The organism is Kovacikia sp. CALU 1929 (assembly GCF_056784235.1).
The window spans coordinates 1-25,207 of sequence record NZ_JBXBCF010000066.1; the positions used below are offsets into that span (position 1 = coordinate 1).

15 protein-coding genes and 1 pseudogene are annotated in these 25,207 nt (G+C 50.0%); 7 read left to right on the top strand and 9 right to left on the bottom strand.

The genetic code is table 11. The annotated features are described in order from the left end of the window. The 5 genes and pseudogenes from AC1S52_RS14170 to aroQ form a co-directional block, all read left to right on the top strand. Positions 1–116: pseudogene (locus tag AC1S52_RS14170) on the top strand (IS1 family transposase); the annotation flags it as partial. A 563-nt stretch (positions 117–679) separates the two neighbouring features. Then, positions 680–1,741: a glycosyltransferase family 4 protein gene (locus tag AC1S52_RS14175; protein WP_482029668.1), complete on the top strand. Its 1,062-nt coding sequence runs from the start codon at positions 680–682 to the stop codon at positions 1,739–1,741. A 2-nt stretch (positions 1,742–1,743) separates the two neighbouring features. Beyond that, the gene (locus AC1S52_RS14180) at positions 1,744–3,003 is read left to right on the top strand and encodes a competence/damage-inducible protein A (protein WP_482029669.1); all 1,260 of its coding nucleotides are present in this window, start codon (positions 1,744–1,746) and stop codon (positions 3,001–3,003) included. 270 nt (positions 3,004–3,273) lie between these two features. Next, positions 3,274–3,408 carry a hypothetical protein gene (locus tag AC1S52_RS14185; RefSeq protein ID WP_482029670.1) on the top strand — a complete coding sequence of 45 codons (135 nt, stop codon included), beginning with the start codon at positions 3,274–3,276 and terminating at the stop codon, positions 3,406–3,408. Positions 3,409–3,437: 29 nt separating this feature from the next. Then, positions 3,438–3,884 (top strand): type II 3-dehydroquinate dehydratase, encoded by a 447-nt coding sequence (gene aroQ, locus AC1S52_RS14190; protein ID WP_482029671.1) that lies wholly within the window; start codon positions 3,438–3,440, stop codon positions 3,882–3,884. A gap of 73 nt (positions 3,885–3,957) precedes the next feature. On the opposite strand, the gene AC1S52_RS14195 is transcribed toward aroQ, so the two are convergent. Further along, positions 3,958–4,602: a DNA-3-methyladenine glycosylase family protein gene (locus AC1S52_RS14195; protein WP_482029672.1), complete on the bottom strand. Its 645-nt coding sequence runs from the start codon at positions 4,600–4,602 to the stop codon at positions 3,958–3,960. Positions 4,603–4,634: 32 nt separating this feature from the next. Next, positions 4,635–5,954, bottom strand: coding sequence for an APC family permease (locus AC1S52_RS14200; RefSeq protein WP_482029673.1), 1,320 nt, complete (start codon positions 5,952–5,954; stop codon positions 4,635–4,637). 321 nt (positions 5,955–6,275) lie between these two features. Here AC1S52_RS14200 and AC1S52_RS14205 point away from each other — a divergent pair, with 321 nt between their 5' ends. Beyond that, a complete protein-coding gene (locus AC1S52_RS14205; protein WP_482029674.1) occupies positions 6,276–7,316 on the top strand; it encodes an adenylate/guanylate cyclase domain-containing protein in 1,041 nt (346 codons plus the stop codon). A 399-nt stretch (positions 7,317–7,715) separates the two neighbouring features. Here the strand turns inward: AC1S52_RS14205 and AC1S52_RS14210 are convergent, their stop codons facing one another. The 3 genes from AC1S52_RS14210 to AC1S52_RS14220 all read right to left on the bottom strand — a co-directional run bounded on the left by AC1S52_RS14210 (position 7,716) and on the right by AC1S52_RS14220 (position 12,313). After that, positions 7,716–9,863: an NAD-dependent epimerase/dehydratase family protein gene (locus AC1S52_RS14210; RefSeq protein WP_482029675.1), complete on the bottom strand. Its 2,148-nt coding sequence runs from the start codon at positions 9,861–9,863 to the stop codon at positions 7,716–7,718. Between the two features lie 5 nt (positions 9,864–9,868). Continuing rightward, positions 9,869–10,909: a glycosyltransferase family 2 protein gene (locus AC1S52_RS14215; RefSeq protein WP_482029676.1), complete on the bottom strand. Its 1,041-nt coding sequence runs from the start codon at positions 10,907–10,909 to the stop codon at positions 9,869–9,871. 723 nt (positions 10,910–11,632) lie between these two features. Next, on the bottom strand, positions 11,633–12,313 hold the full coding sequence (locus tag AC1S52_RS14220; protein ID WP_482029677.1) for a hypothetical protein: 681 nt from the start codon (positions 12,311–12,313) through the stop codon (positions 11,633–11,635). Positions 12,314–12,583: 270 nt separating this feature from the next. On the opposite strand from AC1S52_RS14220, the gene AC1S52_RS14225 reads away from it, so the two are divergent. Then, positions 12,584–12,718: a hypothetical protein gene (locus AC1S52_RS14225; RefSeq protein ID WP_482029678.1), complete on the top strand. Its 135-nt coding sequence runs from the start codon at positions 12,584–12,586 to the stop codon at positions 12,716–12,718. Here AC1S52_RS14225 and AC1S52_RS14230 read toward each other — a convergent pair. The 4 genes from AC1S52_RS14230 to AC1S52_RS14245 form a co-directional block, all read right to left on the bottom strand. Then, the gene (locus AC1S52_RS14230; RefSeq protein WP_482029679.1) at positions 12,702–13,832 is read right to left on the bottom strand and encodes a hybrid sensor histidine kinase/response regulator; all 1,131 of its coding nucleotides are present in this window, start codon (positions 13,830–13,832) and stop codon (positions 12,702–12,704) included. The two genes, AC1S52_RS14225 and AC1S52_RS14230, sit on opposite strands and share 17 nt — an antisense overlap. After that, entirely contained in the window at positions 13,804–18,642 is a 4,839-nt protein-coding gene (locus tag AC1S52_RS14235) for a PAS domain S-box protein (RefSeq protein WP_482029680.1), read from the bottom strand. Before AC1S52_RS14235 ends, AC1S52_RS14230 begins: the two co-directional genes overlap by 29 nt. A 991-nt stretch (positions 18,643–19,633) precedes the next feature. Further along, complete coding sequence (locus AC1S52_RS14240) at positions 19,634–20,701, bottom strand: hybrid sensor histidine kinase/response regulator (protein ID WP_482029681.1); 1,068 nt, start codon at positions 20,699–20,701, stop codon at positions 19,634–19,636. 164 nt (positions 20,702–20,865) lie between these two features. After that, positions 20,866–25,059, bottom strand: coding sequence for a PAS domain S-box protein (locus tag AC1S52_RS14245; protein ID WP_482029682.1), 4,194 nt, complete (start codon positions 25,057–25,059; stop codon positions 20,866–20,868). Between the last annotated feature and the right edge of the window lie 148 nt (positions 25,060–25,207).

A 25,207-nucleotide genomic window follows, 5' to 3' on the forward strand; every position in this document is an offset into this window, starting at 1 on the left:
TTGCCCGGTTGCATCGCAAGACCTTGTGCTATTCCAAGTCCGTAGAAATGCTGAAGCACTCGATTCGCTTGCTACTACACTACCTCAAATTTGGTGATGTGCCCGTCCCGCAGTAAATCATATTTCTATTCAGCAACGCCCAAATTTATTGGGATTTTCAAACGAGTGGGGTACAAACTAATGCCAAAACCCCTTACTGAATAAGCAATTCTCAAACAAATGAAGTACACCCTATGTGTTGTAACAAGAGGCTTAAGCCATTGCCAGTACCCCACTGGACGCAGAAACGCTACAAGCAATTTAACCGTACACCTGACACCTAAAACCTCACACCTGCTGTGTTCTCAACCCTAAAAACGCTACAGTTTAGGAGTTGGCAGCTCAGTACATTTACCCATTTACTTAGCCTCCAGTTCACGAAAATCTCATAATTCAACTCTCAATATTCCTGCAAAACCGTCTGGATTATGTAGATAAGTTTAGAAAGAGTGGGTAGATAAAATCATTAGATCGGTTATAAATCAAGCCATCGGAGTAGAATTTACTCATTTTTTAGATTTTTGTTAGCCAAATTACTCAAAAGGCGGCAAAATTGATTTCGATTAACAAAACTTAGTCGATCTTCGCCTGAGATATAGTACACTCTGCCTGTTGTTGTCCTTGACCCCATAAAAGCCAGATGCCTCACCATCTGTATCACCTAACCGCCTTTCTAATTTCGCTTGTGGTGGTGATCTACACCACTCCGATTGTTAAAAAAATCGGGCTAAAGGCTGGATTAGTAGACCATCCCGGCGGACGAAAGATCCATAAACGACCAATGGTTCGTTTAGGGGGAGTCTCTATTTTTGCCGGCACCCTCGTCGCTCTGCTGTTGATTTGGTGGATGGATGGTTTTGGTGACCTTCCACCCTCCAAAGAATATGAGGTTTGGGGAGTGACCATTGGTGGGCTTGCCTTCTTCTTAATTGGGCTGGCAGATGATCTATTTACCCTACCTGCCCTCAGTCGTCTGGTCATGCAGTTGCTTGTGGCAGGGATGGCATGGCAGGCAGGGGTTCAAATCCATTTTTTGACCATCCCGTTTATGGGTTTAGTCCAGCTACAGGACTGGATCAGCCTTTTGATTACAGTGGTCTGGCTAGTCGGCATGGCAAATGCGATCAATATGATTGATGGGCTAGATGGCTTGGCTGCGGGGGTTTCTGGGATTGCCGCTGTCGTTATGATGATTGTCTGCCTGTTTATGAATCAGCCAGCCGCCGCCCTGATTGCCGCTGCACTGGCAGGTGGAGCATTGGGATTCTTGCGCTACAACTTTAATCCGGCTCAAATCTTTATGGGAGATGGGGGAGCCTATTTCATGGGCTTTACGCTGGCTGGCATTGGTGTCATTGGTCTGGTTAAAGGGGTCACTACGGTCGCGGTTCTGCTTCCTTATCTGATTCTTGCAGTGCCAATTCTAGATATTTCTTCTGTGATTGTGGATCGGTTGCGGCGAGGCAAGTCTCCCTTTGCAGCGGATAAACGCCACCTCCATCATCGTCTTTTACAGGCGGGACTGCCCCAACGATTGATCGTATTGTTTATCTACGCCCTTACCCTTTGGGTTGGCAGTCTGGCAATGGCAATTTCTAACATGCCAAGTGGTTGGGGATACGCGATCGCCGCCACCATTTTGTTAGGCTTCATTAGCTGGCAGGTTTGGAAGGCTGCTCGTCGCCGTCAGCCGCAGGTATAACCATGAATGGCTCTGCGGAAGTCATCTGTGTTGGGACCGAACTGTTGCTGGGCGATATTTTAAACACCAATGCCCAGTTTTTAGCCCAGGAGTTAGCACGCCTGGGGATTGCTCATTATTATCAGACGGTTGTAGGTGATAATCCAGAGCGGATCAAACAGGCGGTTGCGGTTGCCTGCGATCGCGCCCAGCTACTCATCTTTACAGGGGGGTTGGGTCCCACTCCCGATGACCTGACCCATGAGACTCTGGCAGACTTTTTTAGTGTTCCCCTGGTCGAACATGCAGAAGTTGTGGAAGACATTCTGCAAAAGTTTGCCCAGCGGGGACGAACGATGACCCCCAATAACCGAAAGCAGGCACTTTTGCCGGAAGGGGCAGCGATTCTGACCAATTCCACTGGCAGCGCTCCCGGTATCATCTGGCATCCTCGCCCTAACCTCACCCTACTGACCTTCCCCGGCGTGCCTGTGGAAATGCGGTGTATGTGGCATGAGGTTGCCGTTCCCTACCTGAGCAGCCAGGGCTGGGGACAAACGATCATCTACAGTCGGACTCTCCGATTTTGGGGGATTGCCGAATCAACATTGGCAGAAAAGGTCAATCCCTTTTTTGACTTACAAAATCCCACCGTTGCCCCCTATGCCAATCACGGGGAGGTCAAACTACGGATCTCTGCCCTCGCCAGTTCCGAATCTTCTGCCCAGGCGTTAATTGCACCCATTGAGCAACAGCTTCGACAGCTTGGCGGATTGCACTGCTACGGTGTTGATGAAGACACTCTGGCATCGGTGGTGGGGGATTTGCTGAAAACCACCGGAACCACTCTTGCAGTTGCCGAATCCTGTACAGGTGGGGAGCTGGGTAGCCTGATTACGGCAGTTCCCGGTAGCTCTTCCTATTTTTGGGGCGGCGTGATTTCCTACGACAACTCCGTTAAAGTCGGGTTGCTGGGTGTTAATCCAGCAGACCTGGCAACTCAGGGAGCTGTTAGTGCCCTGATTGCCGAACAAATGGCAGCGAGCGTGCGCGATCGCCTGGGCACCACCTGGGGACTCAGCATTACCGGAATTGCCGGACCCGATGGCGGTACTCCAGTGAAACCCGTTGGCTTAGTTTACATTGGGCTGGCAGGACCCGATCAGGTGCAAAGCTTTGAATACGGCTTTGGAGCCACGCGGGGACGGGACTGGATTCGCCATCTGAGCGCATGCACAGCCCTGGACCATTTACGTCGTCAATTGTTAGCGATGGGAAAATAAGTTAAGCAGGGTAAGTATAAGTTCGGTGCTCAATTTTAGAATAAACGTTCATAAATGCTAATCAGTAATTCTGGGGCTGATTTCACACACCTGATCCCTGTCACCCATTGCCCTGCTGGTTTTGAGCGAATTCTTAATCTCCTGTTTGCCAACTGTTGCTGAATTGATAAATTGGGTACAATTTTTATAGGTAACCAGGCTAGGCTAAAAATCTAATGTCATAAGGGGCGTTAGAACTAGCCAAGCCGTAGCGAAGGAGCTATTGATTCAATGGACTACCTTGATAAGGTGCTTGAGAAACTCAAGGAATGGACCCGAAGATTGATTGAATCGCTTTTGGGTCCGGATGTGCAGCCCGAAGCTGAGCCGATCCCGGTGCCGGTGAATGACCATCAACGCCGATAATAAGTAGTTCGTTAATTAGGTTTTGCTGCTTGTTCAGCATATTGGTACTTCACGGACCAAACCTGAATCTTCTGGGTAAGCGAGAGCCAGGGATCTACGGTTCCTCGACGCTGGATGATATAGTTCGTCTTCTAGAGGTAGAGGCGGAACAGCTTCAGGTATCAGTCTTCTCCTTACAGTCAAACCATGAAGGGGTTCTGGTTGACCAAATTCATGCTGCTTTTGGGAAGCACCAAGGACTTTTAATCAATGCAGGGGCTTACACCCATACCAGTGTCGCACTTCGAGATGCGATCGCCGCTGTCAGCCTACCTACGGTTGAAGTCCACCTCAGTAATATTTATCGCCGCGAAGAATTCCGTCATCACTCTTATATCGCCCCGGTAGCGATCGGTCAAATTAGCGGATTTGGCATTGATAGCTATCGTCTGGGTCTCCATGCCCTGGCAAGTTATCTCAAAAAGGCGGATGGGTGATCCGCTGATTTCTCTCCCTGTCTCCCTTCTCTCCCTTCTCTAAAAAATAACAACTAACAACTCTAAAAAACCCTCAGCCCACGCCCTTCTCCAGGCTACGCCACAGATACCAGGCGGCGATGGTTCGGTAAGGCTTCCAAGACTCGCCAAGACGTTCTACGGTTTTCTTGTCGGGAAGTTCTGGTAAGCCATAAACTTTGCGAATGCCTGAACGAATTCCCAGATCCTCTATGGGAAGAACATCCCAACGGTGCAAGCGGAAAATTAACAGCATTTGCACCGTCCAGCGTCCAATTCCTTTAACTGAGGTTAACGTCTGGATGATGGCTGCATCTTCCATCCCTTCTAGATCTTCCAGGGTTGGCAAGCCATCCAGCACTTTCTGTGCCAGATCCTTCAGGTATGCAGCCTTGGAGCGTGAAACCCCTGCTCCTCTCAGTAACTCATCGGGAGTTTGCAGAATGTCCTGGGCAGTCGGGAAGGGTTTGTCTGGGTAAAGCTGGAGAAACCGACGGTGAATGGTGGCGGCGGCTTTGCCTGAAAGCTGCTGAAAAATGATGGATTCAGAAAGCGAGTGCAGCAAATCTCCCGTCTGCTGGTGCTGGTTAAGTTGGCAGGCTCCAACCTGATCGATTAAGACTGCCAGAGTAGCATCAGCTTGCTTTAAAGTAGCGATCGCCGCTTCATAATCAACTAACTTACCCGACATCGCATCCATGCCCACAATCAGTACATAATTACTGTAAACTATTAATCTTCAACAAAGTGGGCAGAAAATTTACGCAGGATGAACCGCCACAGCAAACCTGCGGCAATTAAGCCTAACCCAACTAACCAAACGCGCTGATCGACCCAGAAGGCTAGAAACAAACAAGCTGCCAGCCCGACCCAGGCAATCCATTTGGGGTAGAGCCGATCGCGATCGGGAATCTGAAGGGCAGCCAGATCGGTTAAGGCATAATACACCAGGACCGTGAAGGCACTGAATGACCAGGTGACTCTCACATCCCCAATCAGAACCAGACTGGCGATCGCAATTCCCATCACAATGACGGCTACATAGGGAGTCGTTTCCGAGGCGTTCAGGCGGGCGACTGCACCTGGCATATCCCGTCGTCGCCCCATGGCAAGCAGGACACGGGATAACCCCAGAATCAGATTTAGCAAGACCCCCAGGGTTGCTGTCACCGCGCCAATTGCCAGAATCAGTGAACTACCTGGGATATTGAAAGTGCGAGCTGCAATTTCTAGAGGAGCCACCTGCTGACTGGTTACATTTCCCAACTGGGCAGATCCGACAGACCCAATGCCCACAACTGCCACTCCGATATAGAGCAGCATGGTTAGAACCAGGGTGGTGATGACGGCTCTGGGAATTGTTTTTTGTGGCTCCTGCACTTCTTCACCGAGGGTGGCAATTCTTCCGTAGCCTGTGTAAGCCACAAACATGAGCGCGGTTGCTTGAAGAATAGCTGCGATCGAGTTGCCAGCTTCTCCAGGCTGGAAAAAGGGGGTGAAATTTTCCAGCCCGGTGGTCAGTGTGGACGGTAAACCAGCCACGATAAAGAAGGTCAGGGATAGCAGGGTAATGGAGACGATCGCAATGTTGATTTGATTCGAGCGTCGGATGCCCGTTAACACAACCACCGTTAGTGCAATCACTGCCCCTAAAGCCGTCGGGACTAACGCACCCCGATCAGACACGCCTAGTAGATTTAGTAAATAACCCGCGAATCCTAAAGCGGCGGTTGCAGCCGAGGCAGATTTGGCAATTAAAAACATCCAACCCGCCGTAAACCCCATCCAGGGATTCAGATATTTGTATCCGTACTCATATGCCCCTCCACTAACGGGATGGCTGGCAGCCAGTTGGGCACTATTTAACCCATTGCAGGTTGCCACAAAGGCTGCGATCGCCAGCGACATAATCATTGCCGGACCCGCCACTCCGGCAGCAATCCCTATACTGACAAAGACTCCCGCTCCCACAATGGAGCCTAATCCAAGGGCGATCGCCCCCCAGATCCCAAGTTGCCGTTTGAGCGACTGGGATGTGTTTTGATTTGCCACTGCTGCCTCCTGAGAAGTCCTCCAAGTGTCTGCAAAGTACACCAAAACTGGTTCGTGCTCATAGCCCTCACCCCCAGCCCTCTCCAGGGGGCGACAGGAGCCGGAAGAACCATTCAAAGTCCCTCTCCATTCGCGGGCGAGGGATTTAGGGTGAGGGCTAACCTGGCACACTCCAGGTTTCCAAGTTGGACGGGGTTTAGCGAATGCAGCTTTCTCTGGGAACCTTCCTTTAAAGGGTATTCACAATTTGTAGACACCACTCTCCGGGTTTTGGGCATGAGTTAGAGTAAATTCACAACAGGAACCCGGATTTGAACCTGTATGCCACACATTTACTATCTGCCTGACGAGCGACTGGTGCAACCAGGGCAGGATATTTTCACTTTGCTGGATGCTGCCTTAGAAGCGGGAATTCCCCATACCCATGTTTGTGGTGGTAATGCCCGCTGTTCAACCTGCCGAGTTCTGATTACCGAAGGATTGGATTACTGCGCCCCGCGCACCCCCGCCGAGCAAGAACTGGCACAGCGGCTGCACCTGAACCCAGAAGTGCGCCTTGCCTGTCAGACCGAAATTTTGGGGGAGGGCACAATTACCTTGCGACGGTTGTCCCTGGATGCCCACGATATGGGGATGTTCCATGATGAGGCATCGGGCAAAGTTGCGCCCAGTTTTAAGGGACAGGAGCAGAAAATTGCAATCCTATTTGCCGACATTCGTGGGTTTACCCCCTTCTCGGAAGCACTGCTGCCCTATGACGTAATCTATGTCCTCGATCGCTACTTTCAGCTTATGGGGCAGGAAATTCAGCGGCACGGTGGTTTTGTGAATGTGTATATGGGGGATGGACTGATGGCGCTGTTTGGCGTAGACGACCCCAAACAAGCCGTGGAACGAGCTGTGCGTGCCGGACTCGATATGCTGGATGCGCTTGAACGTCTCAATCCTTCCCTGGAAGCGCTTTACCATCGACGATTGCGAATGGGGATTGGGATTAACTACGGTACTACAGTAATCGGTACGATTGGTGACCCGAAAGCTCCCGTATGGACGGCGATCGGGGATGCGGTAAACCTTGCCAGTCGGGTAGAGGCAGCGAACAAACCTTTAGGCACGTCTTTTCTGATCTCAGAAAAAGCATACCAGGAAGTCAAAGACCTGGTGACTGTCAACCCCTATTTTCAGGTGCAGCTTCCCGGTAAAAGTGGAGAATACTCGCTCTACGAGGTGCTAAACATTGCTCCAGCCGCAGTCGAAAAAGAGGGGCGATCGCTCCTCCCTTCATCTAGCGATCGCTGGCTTATATGGATTCAACAATTGGGGATGAAGATCTGGAACTTCATCCGATCAGCGTTTACTTAGGGCTTACAACCGTTTCCCCTTGCATCAGCCACACCCATTTACCCATCCACACGTCATTGTGGTTTACTCATCTAGAAATCGGGGCGTTGCTGAATCTGGGGATGAAAAAGGTACTGGATGAACTGAAACGTCGTCTTAGTTCATCCCGCTTTTCAACAGTGCCAGAAATCGCTGTATGAGAGGAATGAGGAATCACGAAGCCGCCCAATCATATTTCCATGCGGTTTGACATGGCGATTGAATCGCAGAGCAGCATCAATCCAGGTAGGTGGGTAATGCCACCCCCTACGCAAGGGCGTTTCGGATAGATATTTAGCCTTGCCCACCCTACGACTTTGCTACTCTAAAAACTCACTAAAATCCCCAGAATCTTGAACATTCCGGGGATCTGAAGCTCGTTTATTTAAAAAACTGCTCCACTGGAACCTGAATGCCCTCCCGTAGGAGCGTTTCCCGGTCTTTGACTGGAGACCAGCCCAGTTGCTTTTCTGCCTTAGAGCAGTCAAACACCGCTGCTAGACTGCGCCCATCGCAGTCCTCAAAGCTGGGGAAGGCGGCATAGGGATCCTGTCCGATCCGTTTTAAACTCCACTTCGCCAGGGATGAGGTATACATCCGCCAGGCGGGCATGGGGACGCGCTTAATTTTAATCCCAGCCTGATGCTCAAACTCATCCAGGTACTCGTTGGCGCTGATGCAGGGAGGACTGGCGAGATTGAATGATTCCCCTTCAATGTTGGGGGTATGGATTGCCCGCACCAGTGCATCTGCCACATCCTCGACCAGCACCAACGGTAAGGGATTTTCTCCATTACCCCATAGGTTACAGACCGAGTTGTAGGGCCAGGCGGCAATCCCCCAGTGGTAGGGGTTTCCACCGGCACCCAGAACGACACCAGGGCGGAGAATCACAACGGGTAGCCCTTTCTGCTGATGGAGTTCCAGCAGAATCCGTTCGTTCTCAATCTTAGAGCGGGAGTAGGGGGCGACCCGCATCATACCTTTGCTCGGTTTGGTTTCCTCGGTAATAGTGCCAGCGTTTTTGCCTGCGTAGTAAATGGCGATCGAGGAAGTGTAGAACAACCGCTTCACTCCATGCTTGAGACAAAGTTCAGCGACTTTTCGGGTTGGTTCCACATCAGTTTGCAGGTAGTTATCCCAGGTTTTGCCACTCCCCCTTGCCAGGTGAAAGACATACTCAATTCCCTCCAGGGCAGCGTCCATCGCGGACTCATCCGCAAAGTCTCCCTTCGCCAGCTCAATCTGGAGTTGCTGTAACTCGGTAGGGACGCTACTCGGACTACGGCTGAGAACCCTTACCCCGTAACCTTCCTGGCGCAGACGATGAACCAATGCCTGACCAATGAATCCAGTCCCACCGATGACTAACACAGTGGACTTCTGTGCTGGCGGGGTGGCAAAGTTGGGCAGAGTTGAAATTGACTTTTCAGGCATGGGGATATTGGTTTCCCGGGCAATCTGTTCTGCCAGGGCGATCGCCCGTTCCCCAATCTCCGGATCGACTCGCTCATCTAGTTTGCTGCCGCGATCTTGGTAGAAGCTTTCAATGGTACGGGCAATACTATAGGCAAAGGGACCCGCTTTTTTGGACAGTTTTGCCTTTGCCAGAACGGCATTTGCCAGGGTGCCAGTGGCTTGCAGCGCGGCATCTCGCGCAGTGGTGACGACAGTTGCAAAGCGGTCTATATCCAGCAGGTAGGGAGTATGTTCCTGAACCGTGTAGGTATTATTTTCAAAATCGACCCGGGCGGCGGCATTGGTTCCCCGCACATGGATATAGTGTTCTGGGTAACCATCAACAAAAGAAAAGCGGATGCGAATACTGGTGTTTCCCTTCCAGCCACGAATTTCCCAGCGGCGATAAAACTCCAGCCCACGGGGTAACTCAATCCGGTCGTTTACATCCACGCTGATGGAATCTGGTTCTCCCAGGAGATGAACGACATGGGCAAAGGAATGGGGGCAGACCTCAAACAAGATGTTTTTGGGGGTTTGCAGCATCCAGGCTCCAAAGGGACCACCCCGTAACTGACCCAGTTCCTTGTTCCAGATAATGTCTACCTGATCAATCTGCCCCAGACGACCACTACGGACATCGGCAACTAACTGTTCGTAGGCGGGGAAATAGAGAAAATTGTGGCTGACTCCGATCACTCGACCGGCTGCCGCCGCCTGCTGGCGTAGTTCCTGACACTGGCTCACCTGATGGCAGAGGGGCTTTTCAATCAACGCATCGACCCCGGCTGCCAGAATTTGAGCACTAGTCTGGAAGTGAATGTGAGGTGGGGTCAACACATGCACCACATCTAGATTTTCCTTTGCCAGCATTTCTCCCAGATCAGAGTAGATCTTGGGAATCCCTTTTGCCCCGGCAAACTGCTGTGCCAGGGTGCGGTTCAAGTCACACACCGCTTCAACGCTGACGTTGGGTAGCAGGCGCAGAGCAGCGTGGTGAAAGTCGGCGATGTAGCCAGTGCCCAGGAGGGCGACGCGAACGGGCTGCTTGTTTCCGTTGTCCAATGTCATTGACCTTATCTCCTCGTTGGTTGAATGGCGTTTGCGACAGAAACCTGGGCACTCTTGTACTCAATGATTTCGTGCTGGTGATTCCGCAGGCGGTTGAACTGAAACTTAATTGCTCCAACGACCTCTGGGAATACCGAGGCACTACAAGATAACCCCCAGGGGATGCTGTCGTCCCAGGAAATGCCCTGGCGGTGGGTGCTGTAGATGGTCTTGAGGGCAGTTAGGGGATAGCGAGCCAGGAGGAGAAGGGAAAGTCCACTGGTCAGGGGAGATAGCACCAGGGCGGTGAAGGGCACAACGAAGCCCCAAATCCAGGTACGACGCACCTCTTTAACAAATTTGCGTTCGGAACTCGCTCCATGCATTGAGGAAACCAGGGAATAGGCGTAGCCACAGCGTTTAGCCCGGTTCCACCACTGAGAAAGCCGATGCATATCGGCATCATGCAGGGTGCTGACCCGGTCGAGTCGGAAAATTTTGCCTCCTTTCTGAAGCAGGCGCACACTTAACTCGTCATCTTCACCCGCAATCACAATCGGGTCATAGCCACCTACGGCAGCGAGGGGTTGGGCACGAACCAGGACATCTCCCCCAAAGGAGCGGTCTTCCCCTGCTGGGGACATGCGCCATTCCACATCACAGATGCGATTGAAGACGCTCTGTTCTGGGTGACGTTCTCGTCGCCAGCCACAGACGGCAACCACCTCTGGGCGAGTATCGAGGACGGCGGCGGCGGTTTCGATCCATCCGGCAACCACTTCACAGTCCCCATCGATGAACTGAACGTACTCAATATCGGGGTAAATTTTTTGTAGACGCTCGAAACCGGCGTTACGGGCACGGGCGGCAGTAAAGGGGACGGACATATCCAGGTTGACGATTTCAACGCCGCGATCGCGGGCGGCTTCACAACTGCCATCGGTGGAACCGGAGTCAACATACACGACGACACGGGAGCCGTCTACCACGGAATCCAGACTGCGGATCAGGCGATCGCCTTCATTCCGCCCGATGACAACCACCCCAATTTTTGCTGTAGAACCCATGTTTAAACTGTGTTTTACTTAGGAATTTCAAGCAATTGAACGACTTACCAAGCTGGTTGGTAGCCTATCCTGCCGGGGCTGAACCCTCAGCAGAATTTTTCTGGGCAGGGGAGACACTTAGATTATTCAGCCCAAAAATGCTCACATTCTCTTAAGTACAGCACAGAAATTTTTTCCCCTTAAAGCTGACATTTGAACTTGAACGCAAAATTAGCAGGGATTGCCTGTTTGTGAAGCCAGTGTTAAGGAGTAGGGAAATTACTGGTATGGCAGGTGGCAGGTTTACCTTTTGCTTTCCTACTTCTGTCTTGATTCCACTACTACAGCAAAACGAAAGTTTTGTAAGGGCTGAAGGGGTTCTACCTCTCCTTGGGGGTTTGGGGTAAATCTACCTACTATTCCTGATAAGTAGGTAGGTGGAATCAACTGTAGGATGGGTATAGCCTTCGGCATGGCTACGCTAGAGCGATAGCGTAACCCATGCGGGTGTTGGGTTACCCTGCGGGAAGCAAGCTACGTGCCTCAACCCAACCTACACAGGTCTTATATTTAATTAGTCCCACCTACTTACCTAACATTTAATACCAATTTGAATTGAATCCACGGCAGATCCTGGTACGGGCTTGGCACTGCCAAGCCCCTCCTGAACTTTGATGTGCCCACAAGTCCGTTTGGATCGGTGTAACACCTTTACAAGCGTTGCCAAACTTACGCCCCAGTCTACTAGTAAGGTGGTTCTGCGGGACCATCGTAGCCACACATTCCCATGCGAGGAGAGTTGACCAGGGGCAGGGGTTCTCCGTAATTGTCATGGGGGTGGTTTTCCGTGTGCTGGTCGCACAAAGTTCCTTCTGTCTGGTCTTCATATATGCATTCCATGCACAGGTGAGTTGCCGGTTTGCCACACTCGATACAGGTATACTCTGGCATGTTGTTTCGCGCCATCAGGGCGATCGCCTTATTAGTCAGAGGTTTCCCTTCCCGCACCTCGACACATTTAACGATGGTTTCTGAAGAGGTACCAAAATCGTAGATGTGGGTAAGTCCGCTCCCTGGTTGAAACACATCGCTGATTTTCCGGCGCATTCCGACTTCCCGTGCAAATCCGCCTCCCAGGGAAAATTGGCTCATGTGTCCACAGCACTCCAGCCAGATTGCCCGCAGGTAGTTATCGAGGTCTTGCAAGGTTTTGGTGCCCCGCATTTCCAGATCGAGCCAGAAAACGCTGCTATAGGCATCCTGGACACGCAGGTGATAGAGTACTTCGCTGCTACCTTTTTTGTTTTCAGCCGTGGCGATCGCTTCCTGACGCTGGGGGCAGGTGGTCAGGTGTTTGGTCATGCCTGCTTTGGAAAGCTCTTTGCCACAGTAGGTGCAGGTTCCCTTTGATTGCTTGCGAGCCACGGTATGCCTCCGGATTCCTGGTTGGTTTAAGCTCTATTCTCTCGCAATTGCCAGGAGGACTGAACTGCTTATACCAAATTGGATTAACCACAATGACTACAAAAAAGATTGGTTAGTCAATCATCAATCTTGAACCCATTCATCAATGGGTTCAAGATTGATGATTCAAGTTCTGGTCGGCATGCTTGTGTTTGTGATAACGCGATTTACCGCGATCGCTCCTATCCGGGTTTTATGTCCTGGAAATCGTAGCGCGGATCCCTTACTAGAGTGGCATTTCAGCAACCAACGGCACAGATCAGATTGAAGCGTCCCCATACCCTGGTAGCCGAAACCGTAATGACTGGTATCTCTAAAACGGATGAGATTGAAGTTTTTGTTGCCCAGCCTAAATCTCTACTGTAAAGATTGAACCTTGCGGTACGTTCTCTTCAACGAAGATACGCCCGCCATGAGCTTCAGCCACTATTTTGCAAAATGTCAAACCTAAACCAATTTGGTTAGCTCCGGTGATAGATTCGCCAATCTCATACTTTTTAAAGATCTGCTGCCGCAGTTCTTGTTTAATACCGGGTCCCATATCAGTAACCTGAATTCTTGCCTGGACAGGCAATAGGTTATCTGAAGGAGATGCAAATGGATAGTCAATCCGTAAAGTGATTTTGCTTCCCGATGGAGAGAACTTGACTGCATTAGAAAGTAAGTTGTCAATCAATCGGTTCAACAAGTTGACATCAGCGGAAATCCGCCGCTCCGTTTTGGGAGCCTGGTATTCTAGCTGTAATTGTTTGGAGGGAGCGATCGCTTGAAAATTCTCTAGCACGACAGTTGCTAACGCATTTAAATCTACATCGGTGAGATTGAGTAACAGCTTGCCTGCTTCCATTTTTGCCATCAGCAGGAGGTCGTTAATCAGAGAATTCAATGTCCTGGCGGAGCTTTCAATCATTTGAACTCGTTCCAATTCTTTGCCTTGAAAGTGATCCATCAAAAGCAGTTCAGCATTTAACAGAATGATAGCCGTTGGATTTCTCAAGTCATGCACCACCATATTGGACATATCTTCCCGCAACTGTAAGGTGGCTTTCAGCGCATCATATTGCTGTTTAATTCGCAGCATGGAATTGACTCTGGCACGGAGTTCTGGTCCATTCACAGGCTTGGTAATGAAATCATCGGCTCCCGCTTCCAGCGATCGAGCCAGATCTTCCTTAGCCGTTAGGGCAGTCACCATAATGATGGGAATGGACTGCCAGCCAGGGGTTGTTTTGATCACACGACAAACTTCAATTCCATTCATGCCGGGCATCATCACATCGAGCAAAATCACATCCGGAGCAATCACTTCTAGCTGTTTTAGAGCTTCTCTACCACTCTCGGCATAGGTCAGGTTATAGCCCTGGCGATGGAGTAAACCTTTGATGACTGCAAAACCAGTTGGTTCATCATCAACCACCAGGAGGGAGGGAACCGCAGGAATAGCAGGAGTCTCACTCTCCGGCTTGTAAGGTTGGGACATAGGTTAAAATCAGGTGAAGTAGCTGTTTCAGGCTAACGGGTTTGGTCATGTATTCATTGGCTCCAGCAACCAGGCAGCGATCGCGATCACCGGGCATTGCCAGAGCCGTAAGCGCAATGATAGGAATCTGACTCAGTTTGGGGTCTGCCCGAATCTGGCGGGTTGCTTCTAAACCATCCATCTCTGGCATTTGAATATCCATCAGAATTAGGGCAGGTTGGTATTGCTGCGCCATCTGAAGGGCTTCCATGCCATTGCGGGCTACCATGACCTGCAACCCATGGGCATGGAGATAAAGGGTGGTCGTGGTGATGTTGGCTTCGTTATCTTCTGCCAGCAGAATTAACGGTGAAACCGAGGATTGGCTAGGGGTGAGCACCAGGGCAGTTTTCGGCACCGGCGGAGTGGTTGAAAGCACCTGGTTGAGGGCGTGTTGAAATTGCTGGCGGGTAATGGGCTTCAGCAAATGTTCGGCGGCTCCCAGTTTCAATGCCCGCGATCGCGAATCCACCACGGATACCACAATCACAGGAATCTGCCGGGTTGACGGGTTGGCTTTTAAGGCTATCAGCACATCCCAACCAGACTGATCCGGGAGCAGAATATCCAAAATAATGACATCGGGCTGTAGCTCAATTGCCAGTGTTGCAGCCCCTTCACCCTGGGTATGGACAACTGCCTGCGCCCCCAGGCTGGTGAGATAACGCACCAATTGACTGGCAGCGGTTTCAGAATCTTCGACAATCAATACCCGACCAATCTCTGCCTGGGGAAGTTCCGGCAGGCCATCAGGTGAACCCGGCTCAACTGAATCGGTGGGAGGCACCCAAGGGAGGGCAATGGTAAAACGGCTCCCTTTACCAGCTTCACTTTCGAGAGACACACTGCCACCATGCAGATCCATAATCCGGCGCACCAATGCCAGTCCTAATCCAGTACCCTCGTAACGCCGAGAAAGGCTACTATCCAACTGCACAAAGGGCTGGAAAAGCCGATCCATCTGCTCAGGAGCAATCCCAATGCCCGTATCGATAATGCTGAACTCAATCGTCTCTTGCAATGGATTGGCAGTGACCTGAAGTTGAACACTGCCCTGCTCTGGGGTGAATTTGACGGCATTGCTCAACAGATTCACCAGCACCTGACGCAATCGGCGTTCATCGGCTTCCAGGTCAGCTAAACCTTCATCTATCTGGCAACTGAGTTGGATTTGTTTGTGGGTTGCCTGCTGCTGAACAAAGGCAAGGCTGGACTCGCACAGATGCTGCACTTGAATCGTACTGAGTTCCAGTTCCATCTTGCCCGACTCAATCTTTGAAAGGTCGAGAATGTCGTTGATTAACGACAGCAAATGATGACCACTTTTTTCGATCATCTGGATCGAGTCTTTCTGTTCCGGGGTGAGGTCACCATAGACCTCCTCCAGAAGTGCCTCTGAAAGCCCCAGAACCGCATTTAAGGGAGTACGCAGTTCATGACTCATGCCTGCCAGAAACTCATCCTTGAGGCGGGCGGCTCTGGCAAGTTCAGCGTTGGCAAGACTGAGACGCTCACTACTCAGGCGGAGTTGCGCCTCAGCCTGTTTGCGATCGCGAATATCAAATAGAGTAGACCGACTATAAAGATAGCGCTGATCTGCACTTTTCACGGCTGTGGCATTGAGCACTACCTGGAACAGCGTGCCATCTTTACAAATGAAATCAAATTCCAGATCTTTGACCCAACCCTGTTGTTTAAATTGAGGGTAGTTTTGCTCAAACACTGAGCGAGAGGCTTCGGTGATAAAGTTTGTGAAGGGTTTGCCGATCATTTCTTCACGGGTATACCCCAACCATCGCAGTTCTGTCTCGTTGATATTTACGTATCGTCCTTCGGTGTCCAGGGAATGGTAACCACAGGGAGCATTGTTGTAGAGATCTTCGACTTCACGGGCATAGTTTGCTAACGCTTCTTCTGCCTGTTTGCGGTCTGTAATGTCTGCCAGAATGCCAACGGAACCAATTGGGTTGCCCTCGCTATCGGTTTCAGGCAGCATCTGGCAGAAGTACCAGATGAGGCTACCATCGGGCCGTAAAATTCTGGCTTCGTTCCGATACAGATCACCGACTTTACAGGTCTGAGACCATTCCAATGCTGTGGTATAAATTCGTTCACGATCCTCTGGATAAACCGTGTTTAACCATTCCGTACCCAGTCCTGCTTCTGGAGGTCTACCCGTAATCTCACTCCAACGGGCGTTGACATAAATACACTCACCTATTGCATTAAAGCGGTAGATAGCCACCGGAACCGCCGCCGCCAGGGTGGCAAACCGACGTTCGCTGTCTCGCAGAGCATTCTCAGCTCGTTTGCGATCGCTAATATCCGTGACTCTGACTAAATTCATCGCCCGACTAGCGACCACAATGGGCTTGGCTGCAATATTGCCCCAGAAGATTTCCCCCTGGAGGGTAACGTACTCCAGTTCCCGACTCCAAAAGCCTTTTGACTGCATTTCTGAGACGATATCGGCCAACTCCTGTTCAGAAAAGGTATAGCGTTGGAGGGTATGCCCTTGCCTGCCAATTAATTGGGCAGAACCAGTCGCACCAAAGAGTTCTACGGCTCTCCGGTTACAGTCCAGGATCAGTAGCGTTTGAGGATCAACCAGAAACAGGGCATCAGCTAACTCATTGAAAATCGCTTCCCGCAAATCTCGACTGTGGATGAGTTCCTGTTCCGTTTGTTTGCGATCGGTGATGTCATAGCTGATACCCACGATTCGGCTCGGCTCGCCCTGCTGATTGCCCTGGATCAGGGCATAGGATTTCAAGAAACGAATACTGCCATCCAGGCAGATAATGCGGAACTCTAAATTAATATTGTTGCTATTTTGTAATGCGGTAAGATGAGCCGTTTCAACCATCACTCGATCATCTGGATGCACGAAATTGAGCCATGCTTGAAAGTCTGGAACAGGTTGGGATGGAGGGATGCCATAGAGTTCATACATCCGGTTATCCCAATAGGCTTGATTGTCAAAGTCCCATTCCCAGATGCCAATGGCACCCGATTCGAGCGCCAGAGTTAAGCGCTCAGAAAGGATACGCAGGTTTTCCTCGATTTGTTTACGATCGCTGATATCGCGGGCAACGATGATTACCGCATCTTCCGAAAGCGGGGAAATACTGGCTAAGAAGTAGACAGTCCTTTCCTGAATCGGCAGACAATACTCTGCTGACGTGGTAATTTGGTGCGCCAGACACTCATGAATTTTAGCCAGGAGCAAATCTGCTTCTGGTGGGGGCAGCACTTCGTGCAGCGTTCTGCCAATCATTTCGGGCACTTCCCGATCAAGACTGGAACTATTGGGAGCAATTTTAAGGCAGCGTCCTTCGCGATCGCGAACGATCACAGTGTCAGTCATTGCCGCAAAGAGGGCACGTAACTCTGCTTCGGATGCCTCTAACCGAGTTTCTGCCAGCTTACGTTGGGTGATATCGATGTGGCATCCAATCATCCGCAGGGGTTTCCCTTCCCGATCCCACTCGATCACCCGCCCGGAACAGATCACCCAGACTGTTGAACCATCCTTGTGGTGGTATCGCACCTCGTTGTAATAGGGAATTTGTCCACGACTGTCTATGTGTTGCTCAAACCGTGCCAGCATCGCCGGCAAATCTTCTGCAAAAATCAACCGTTGCCAGATTTTGGGCGTATTGGGCACCTCATCATCTTCATAACCAAACATACGCTTGAACGTTGGGCTTAAATACTCCTGATTGCCTGGAATATCCCAATCCCAGTAACCCGCTAAGGTTACTTCCAGAATGTTTTCCAGCAGGTTTAACTCAAGCCGCAGTTTCTCAGCCCGCAACCGCTCAGCTTCTGCCTGCTTTCTGTCGTTAATGTCGGTATGGGTGCCCAACATCCGCAACGGCTGACCATCCTTATCCCAGGCAACCATTTTGCCCAGAGACAAAATCCACATCCAATCCCCACGGCTGGTTTTCAGACGAAATTCTGACTGGTAGTCTGGAATCTCTCCAGCAATATAGTCCTGGTAAAGTTTCACTGCCCTATCCCGGTCTGCGGGATGGATCCGCTGTACCCAGTTACTAGCAGACTCCTGAAATTCTGCCGGATTGTGCCCCAGCATCGCCGCATAGGAAGAGTTGACAATGACTTCACCCGTCTGGAGATTAACATCGTAAATTCCCTGATTAGCGGCGGCTAGCGCCAGACGCAGGCGTTCTTCACTTTCCCTCAGTGCCGTCTCTGCTTTTTGACGTTCAATAATTTCAGCGTTCAAGTCCTGGTTAGCCGCCACGAGTTGGGCTGTGCGCTCTGCTACCCTCAGTTCCAGTTCACTGTGCATCCGTTGCAAAACGGCTTCTGTCTGTTGATGCTGATTAATCTCCTGTTGCAGTTCTCGATTGACCGCTTCCAACTGGGTTGGGGTTGGCAATGCCAGTGCTTGGGGCAGGATCGATACCAACACAAAAGCGGTATACACGGAAATTGCAGCCGTGATAGCTTTAATTACCCCGGATAACCAATAGGTGGAATGCCACAGCGTCCACACCTCCATCAGATGGGTGGTGCCACAGGTCACAATAAAAGCACTGAATAACAGAAACAGCCGATTAAATGGAACATCCTGCCGTTTGTGGACAAAGTAGAGCAGCGTGACAGGAATTGAATAATAGGCGATCGCAATCAGAGTATCGGAAACGAGATGAAGGCTCACCAGGTCACGCTGCCAAAGGTAACAGTGCCCGTGGGGGATGAAGCCAGAAGGACTCAACAGGGCTTGCAGTAAGGCGCTCATGTTTAGCAGGTGTTAGGTGTCAGGTGTGAGGGAAGCAAAGCCGGTATGACAGGATTTTGCCTTTGCTAAGTGGTCCTAACGCTGATGGCTGCCGCTAGACCATCAACACTAGTCAATTTTCTACGCCTAAAGAATTAAAGTCACGAGTACCCCTCCCATCAGTAAAATTTGAATCTCCAGAACTTTAAAATTCCTTATTTTTTCTGTCAAACAAACGCTTGTAGATCGCTTTTTGCTTATAAATATTGTGCCCATTTCTGAGTAGCCCTAACTGAGAGGCTGTGAAGTTACGCAGTCAAACTCCCAGCGATGGAAGAATGCTGACGAGCCTAAAAACCATAAACCTGCACCTTGTTGAAAATTTATGCTGTTTCAGGCTTATGGTGAGTAGCAGAAGGTGTGATGGGGAAGTGTGAGTGGGAAAGCTAACCAATTCAATTTTTTCTCAACGATTGAAACTTTTGCTACACCGAAAACCAGCCCTGCTACAGAGACAAAATCTAACTTTGCGGATGACTAAAATGTAAGCAAAGCTCCCCCGCAAACTTTGCTTACATTAGATAGGATTTGAACTGCCAACCACAGAAATTTTGTTAACCAGGCAAAGTAAAGGATGGTTGGTCAGAACCCACTCTGTCTAATCCTGCCTAAACCATTATGACTGTATTCAGATTAACGTCAATGGTGATGACCCATAAGAAAAATAGTTTTTAACAAATGCCACGGATCATCAAAATAAAACCATGATTACCCCAACAACCTGGCACAAGCTCCCGCGATCACCGTACAATTCTCATAAGATTTCACCCACTCATTTATAAATGATTGAATCAAAATTCGTCATCTGAGGATAATAAATTTTGTTTTGTTAGAAATGCTACGAGTACAGCATTTAAGTGCGTATTTTGCTGACAGTAAAAAAGGTGACGGACTATGACATGGGCTAGCGCAGCCTAACCCATGCAGCACCAATTTTGTCTGGCTCCTACCCTCAAACTTCGACGATAAAAATTGAGCCTGTGGGTGTGTTATTTTCAACCAAAATGTTGCCATTATGAGCTGAGAGCGCCAGCTTAACAAATGCCAACCCTAAGCCTGTCTGGGCAGTTCCCTGGATCAGTTGGACAATTTCATATTTCTCAAAGATGCCCTGGCGTAACTTGGCACTCAACCCTGGTCCCTGGTCAAAAACTCGAATTCTGGCTTGTCCATTGGGGACATAGGAGATTTCAAGTTTAACTTCACTCCCTACAGGCGAAAACTTGATCGCATTGGAAAGCAAATTGTCTAACACCCGCCGGAAAATTGGGACATCCACCCAAACGCTGCCTCCCGGTGCTGGCAAATCACTCGTTAGGGTGACTTCATTCTGGGCGGCGATCGCTTCAAAATCGCTGAGCACCGACATGCCCAAGGCGCACAAATCTACCTCTGTTCGATTTAGCACCAGCTTGCCTGATTCCAATTTTGCCATCATCAACAGACTGTCAATCATTGACTGAAGCTGTTGTCCAGCAACAGTAATTCGCTCAATTTTGTTCTGTTGGTTTTCCTGCAATTCTGCAAGCTGTAACAGTTTACAACCCAGCAGGATACTACTGAGGGGATTTCGCAGATCATGCACGACCATGTTAGACATATCCTCTCGCAATTGCAGGGTGGCTTCCAAAGCATCGTATTGCCGTTTTACTCGCAGCATAGAACGAATCCTGGCTTGCAACTCCAGGCGATTGACAGGCTTGCTGATGAAATCATCTCCCCCTGCTTCCAGGCAACTAACCAGATCTTCTTTCGTGTTCAGTGCGGTCACAAAGATAATGGGAATATGTTGCCAGCGTGGATTATCGCGGATCTGATGGCAAACCTCAATCCCATTCAAACCGGGCATCATCACATCCAGCAAAATTAAATCCGGTTGGGTCTGTTCCAGATAACTCAATGCTTCGAAGCCACTAGGGGCATAACTCAGCCTATGCCCATCATTCATAAGCAGCATCTCAATGACATCATAGTTATTGGGTTCATCATCAATAACTAAGATAGATGCTGGATTCTCCACAATTAGCGCTCCTGAGGAATGGGAATTAAATAAGATGAAATTTGCAATTTCCCTCACCCCGCCTCCGGCACCCCTCTCCCTGGGGAGAAGGGACGGGGGTGAGGGCTGAAACCGGCATTTTATTCAATCCACGATTTTGATCCTGTGAACCGGATTCTCAACCATTAGTCCTCTGCCCTGGGCAGTCCCTGATAATTGGGCAAGCAAATCGTAAAACGGGATCCTTCCCCTATTTTACTCTCTATAGAGATGGTACCTTGATGCATAGTTACAATACGCCACACTAATGCTAATCCCAACCCTGTTCCAGGATACTGGCGACTGAGGGAGCTATCAATCTGCCGAAATGGTTGGAAAATCTGGTCAAAATATTTCTCAGCAATGCCGATGCCGGTGTCACTCACAGCAAGATAGAGGGTGGGAAGAGGCGATAGGGAGAGATTGGTTAAGGTTGTCTCCGTAGCCTGGTGTCCGCGCACCTTTGGATCTTCAATTCTTTGGGGATTGGCGTTCTGTTCAATCCAGACTTCTAAGTTGACAGAACCACCCGTAGGAGTGAACTTGACTGCGTTGCTCAGGAGGTTGATGAGAACCTGTTGTAAGCGGCGATCGTCGGCTTTAATACAACCTAGCTCAGGTGGAATTTGAGACCTCAATTGAATTCCTTTTTTGTTTGCCATTGGTTTCACAAACGAAAGGCTGGAGTCACATAGGGGTGAGATCGCAACCGAGGTGATATTCAACTCCAGTTTTCCGGCTTCAATTTTTGCCAGATCCAGAATGTCATTAATTAACTCCAGCAAATGAATGCCGCTTTTCTCAATCGTGGTAATCGCCTTTTGTTGTTGCTCCGTCAGGGGACCACAGATTTTCTCTAGCAAAGCCTCTGACATACCCAGGATCGCATTTAAGGGGGTTCGCAGTTCATGGCTCATGTTTGCCAGAAATTCGTCTTTGTGACGGGTGGCACGGGCTAACTCCAGATTAGAGATGCGCAGGCCATTATTTGCTTGCTCTAACAATTCCTGGGTTTGTTCGCGTTCACGCAGTTCGGCTTGAAGCTGCTGGTACAATTCAGATTGTTTCGTTGCGATCGCAAGCTGGTTCGCCAGTTGTTGAAGTAACCGCACTTCCCAGGCTTGCCACTGTCGCGGTGCCCCACACTCATGCACAATTAACAAGCCCCAAAGAACCTCCTGGTGAATAATCGGCGCAACTAACTTTGCCTGGATATCGAAGGTCTGCATGAATTGAGTCATACAGGGGATGACTGACTCCTGGTTGCGATCGGATAACACATAAACGTGCCCCTGCACATAGCGCTGGTAACCTTCTGGCGGAAATGCTTCGCTAGAAAAGCGCAGTTCCAGCATGGATTGCCACTCCGGCTTTCGACTTTCAGCCACGGTTTGTCCTGAACCATCTGCCAATAAACGATAAACCAATACCCGACTTGCCTGTAAGAAGTGTTGAATTTCAGCAACCGTGGTATTCAAAATGGTCGATAAATTCAGTGATTCTCGAATTCGCTGGGTAATCGTTGCAACCAAAACTTCCTGTTCGAGTTGTTGCCGTAATTTCTCTTCTGCTCGTTTGCGATCGGTGATATCTCGTCCCACTGCCTGATATTCAATAAAATTGCCCTGATCATCGAACAACATGCGGTTGATCCACTGGGTCCAGCGTATTTCACCATTGATAATGAGCCGATTCTCGATCATCACCGTTGGATTTTCAAAGCTCATGGTCTGCACCTGTCGGACAAACAGTTCCCGGTCTGCCTCAAAAATTGTGGGGGCATAGCTCGTCCCAATGATTTCTTCGCGCTTCACCCCCAGGTAACGGCAATATGCTTCATTCGCAAACAGAATGGTCGTATCTGGTGCGAACCGGGCAATCAGTTCAGTCTGGTCCTCAACAATGGCACGGTAACGAGCTTCACTGTGACGTAATTGTGCCTCTGCCTGTTTCCGGTAGTCGATATCTTCGACGATACAAATCGCATAATCGACTTCACCGGGAGTCTTGTACACGGCTGTCACAGCAACGTTGACCCAAACCAGACTGCCATCTTTGCGAATGTAGCGTTTCTCCAGGGAGCACCCATCAATTTCTCCTGCAAACAATCGTTGGCACTGTTGCAAACCTATTTCCTGATCCTCTGGATAGGTGATCTGCTTGAAGTCCTTTTGCAGCAGTTCTTCTGGAGTGTAGCCCAAGATATTGCAGTAGGTTTGATTTACCCTGAGATATTGCCCATCCGGACTGGTGAGGTTAATGCCAACCCCCGCCTGGTTAAACACTGCCTGTAAAACGGCTTCGCTTGCCTTTAAGGCTGCGGTTCGCTGTTCAACTCGATCTTCCAGTTCCTGATTCAGTTGTCGCAATGCCTGTTCTGCTTGCAATCGCTCAGTAATTTCGATCGACACACCCCCGACTAATTTTTGCCCAGTCGGTTCCGGCAACGGAAACTTATAAACCAGAAATTGACCGATCGTGCCATCTTGTTTGGGCGCACTCTCCACAATTTCTTTGACCTGCCCAGTCTCTGCCACCCAGCAGATATTATCTAGAAACTGCTGGGCAATTTCAGCCGGAAAAAGTTCAAATACTGTTTTCCCAATCAGGTTCTCAGTTCTCAGATTAAATATCTGGCAGTAGGTTTGGCTGACGTAAAGCATCTGCCCATTGGCATCCGTAATCCAGGCAGCGGTTGGGCTGTTGTTCATGAATGCATGGAAACGAGCTTCACTCGTCTGGAGCGCAATTTCTGCTCGTTTGCGTTCACTGATATCGCGCACAATCACCAGAACTTCGTCGGCTCCGCTCGGCACAATGCGTACTTCCTCAACTTGAACGGTGTCTGAAACTTGAATTTCCTGCTCATAAATTTGCAACTCTCCCGTTTCCATCGCCAATTGAATGTAGTGCAGCCGCTGTTTCGCCAGAGGAGCGGGCAAATATGCCGCAATGTTTAACCCCGGAAGGGCACCCTGTGGGTAGAACGTCTGATTTTCGGTCCCGGTCACAAAATCTAAACAGCGCCCATCCCGGCTCATCCGTACCAAAACATCAGGGATGACTGCAAAAATAGCGCGGTTGGTTGCTTCGCTCTGTCTCAGCGATGCTTCTACCTGTCTCAGTTCGCGCAATGTGGCTTGCTCTTGGGTGATATCTCGCACAATAACTAAAACTTCATCCATCCCACTGGGAACAATTCGCACTTCTTCAAATTGCGTCGAATCTCCAAGCTGAATTTCCTGTTCATAAATTTGTAGTTCTCCCGTTTCCAGTGCCCGCTGGAGATAGCGCCGTTTTTGTTGACTTAAGTCGGGAAACACGGCTGCAAAGGTAGCACTGTCTTGCACAGCGTCTACCGGATAGGCACCCTTAATCGTTCTGCAACTGGTCATCCCAAGGTACTCCCCATCCCGGCTCATACGGATGAGCAAGTCTGGAATTGCCTGGATAAGGGCACGATTGGTTGCCTCACTACGCTTGAGCAAGGCTTCCGCCTGTTGACGTTCTGCTTCGGCACGCTGGCGATCGGTTAAATCCACTCCAGTGCCAATCACATACTCAACCGTCCCCGCTCCATTGACCCAAACTGTATTTGACCAGGCAATCAGATGCCGGGTTCCATGCTTGGTTACCCAATGATTCTGATGCTTGTTTGGGAACTGCCCAGAACACAGAGAATAAAATACACCTTTAATTGCCTCAATCTCTTCAGGGAGCAACAGGAAATCCCAAAATAGCTGACCCATCACTTCTGTCGAGGAATAGCCGCTGACCTGTTCGCATACCCGATTAAAACAGACAATTCGTCCCTCGCAATCCATGACCACAACCAGCGCCTCTACCACATCTAGAATTGCGGATGCAAAGAAATCTTCCTGCTTCAGAGCTACTTGGGTTGGTTGCTCCAGGAGAATGGATTGAGCTTTATGGGGCGGTGGTTGGGTTGGCGCGAACTCTGGGTTCCCGGCTACTTCCTCTACAGCGCGGCAGAGGATGGCGGAAGTCAGTTTGGGCTTGACCAAGTAGTTCTGTGCCCCACGCTTCATCGTCTGAACAGCCACCGCGACCTCATCCTCGCCCAGAACCACCACAGGCATTGGCTGCCAGACAGTTTGCTGCTTCAGTTGGGCTAAAAAATTCAACCCATCCAGGTCGGGGAGGAGATCGTCTAGCAAAATCACCGTCGGCATTCCCTGCTGGCAAATCTCCAGGGCTGCTTTGCCACAGTCCACTTCCAGGAATGTGTAGGTGGGGAAGGCATCCTGAAGCCAGTTACGATAGGTGACTCTATCTGTAGCAGAACCACTTACCAACACAATAATTTGAGAAGTGTCCATAAAAGGATGAGATTGACGGCTTCCAAGCTTAAATTATTCGTAGAACCCTGTTAGAGTCTAACCATGCAGTTTTTAAGTAGCAGAACTTCAATCAGTTTGAGGAGTAGCGGGGATGAATTGACTCTACCCTCCATAGCGTTTCCTTTCT

Bases quoted from the DNA above. Each gene is read 5' to 3' on its own strand.
- AC1S52_RS14175 (WP_482029668.1), top strand. From the start codon at position 680: ATGCCTCACCATCTGTATCACCTAACCGCCTTTCTAATTTCGCTTGTG.
- AC1S52_RS14180 (WP_482029669.1), top strand. From the start codon at position 1,744: ATGAATGGCTCTGCGGAAGTCATCTGTGTTGGGACCGAACTGTTGCTG.
- AC1S52_RS14185 (WP_482029670.1), top strand. From the start codon at position 3,274: ATGGACTACCTTGATAAGGTGCTTGAGAAACTCAAGGAATGGACCCGA.
- AC1S52_RS14195 (WP_482029672.1), bottom strand. From the start codon at position 4,602: ATGGATGCGATGTCGGGTAAGTTAGTTGATTATGAAGCGGCGATCGCT.
- AC1S52_RS14205 (WP_482029674.1), top strand. From the start codon at position 6,276: ATGCCACACATTTACTATCTGCCTGACGAGCGACTGGTGCAACCAGGG.
- AC1S52_RS14210 (WP_482029675.1), bottom strand. From the start codon at position 9,863: ATGACATTGGACAACGGAAACAAGCAGCCCGTTCGCGTCGCCCTCCTG.
- AC1S52_RS14215 (WP_482029676.1), bottom strand. From the start codon at position 10,909: ATGGGTTCTACAGCAAAAATTGGGGTGGTTGTCATCGGGCGGAATGAA.
- AC1S52_RS14230 (WP_482029679.1), bottom strand. From the start codon at position 13,832: ATGTCCCAACCTTACAAGCCGGAGAGTGAGACTCCTGCTATTCCTGCG.
- AC1S52_RS14235 (WP_482029680.1), bottom strand. From the start codon at position 18,642: ATGAGCGCCTTACTGCAAGCCCTGTTGAGTCCTTCTGGCTTCATCCCC.
- AC1S52_RS14245 (WP_482029682.1), bottom strand. From the start codon at position 25,059: ATGGACACTTCTCAAATTATTGTGTTGGTAAGTGGTTCTGCTACAGAT.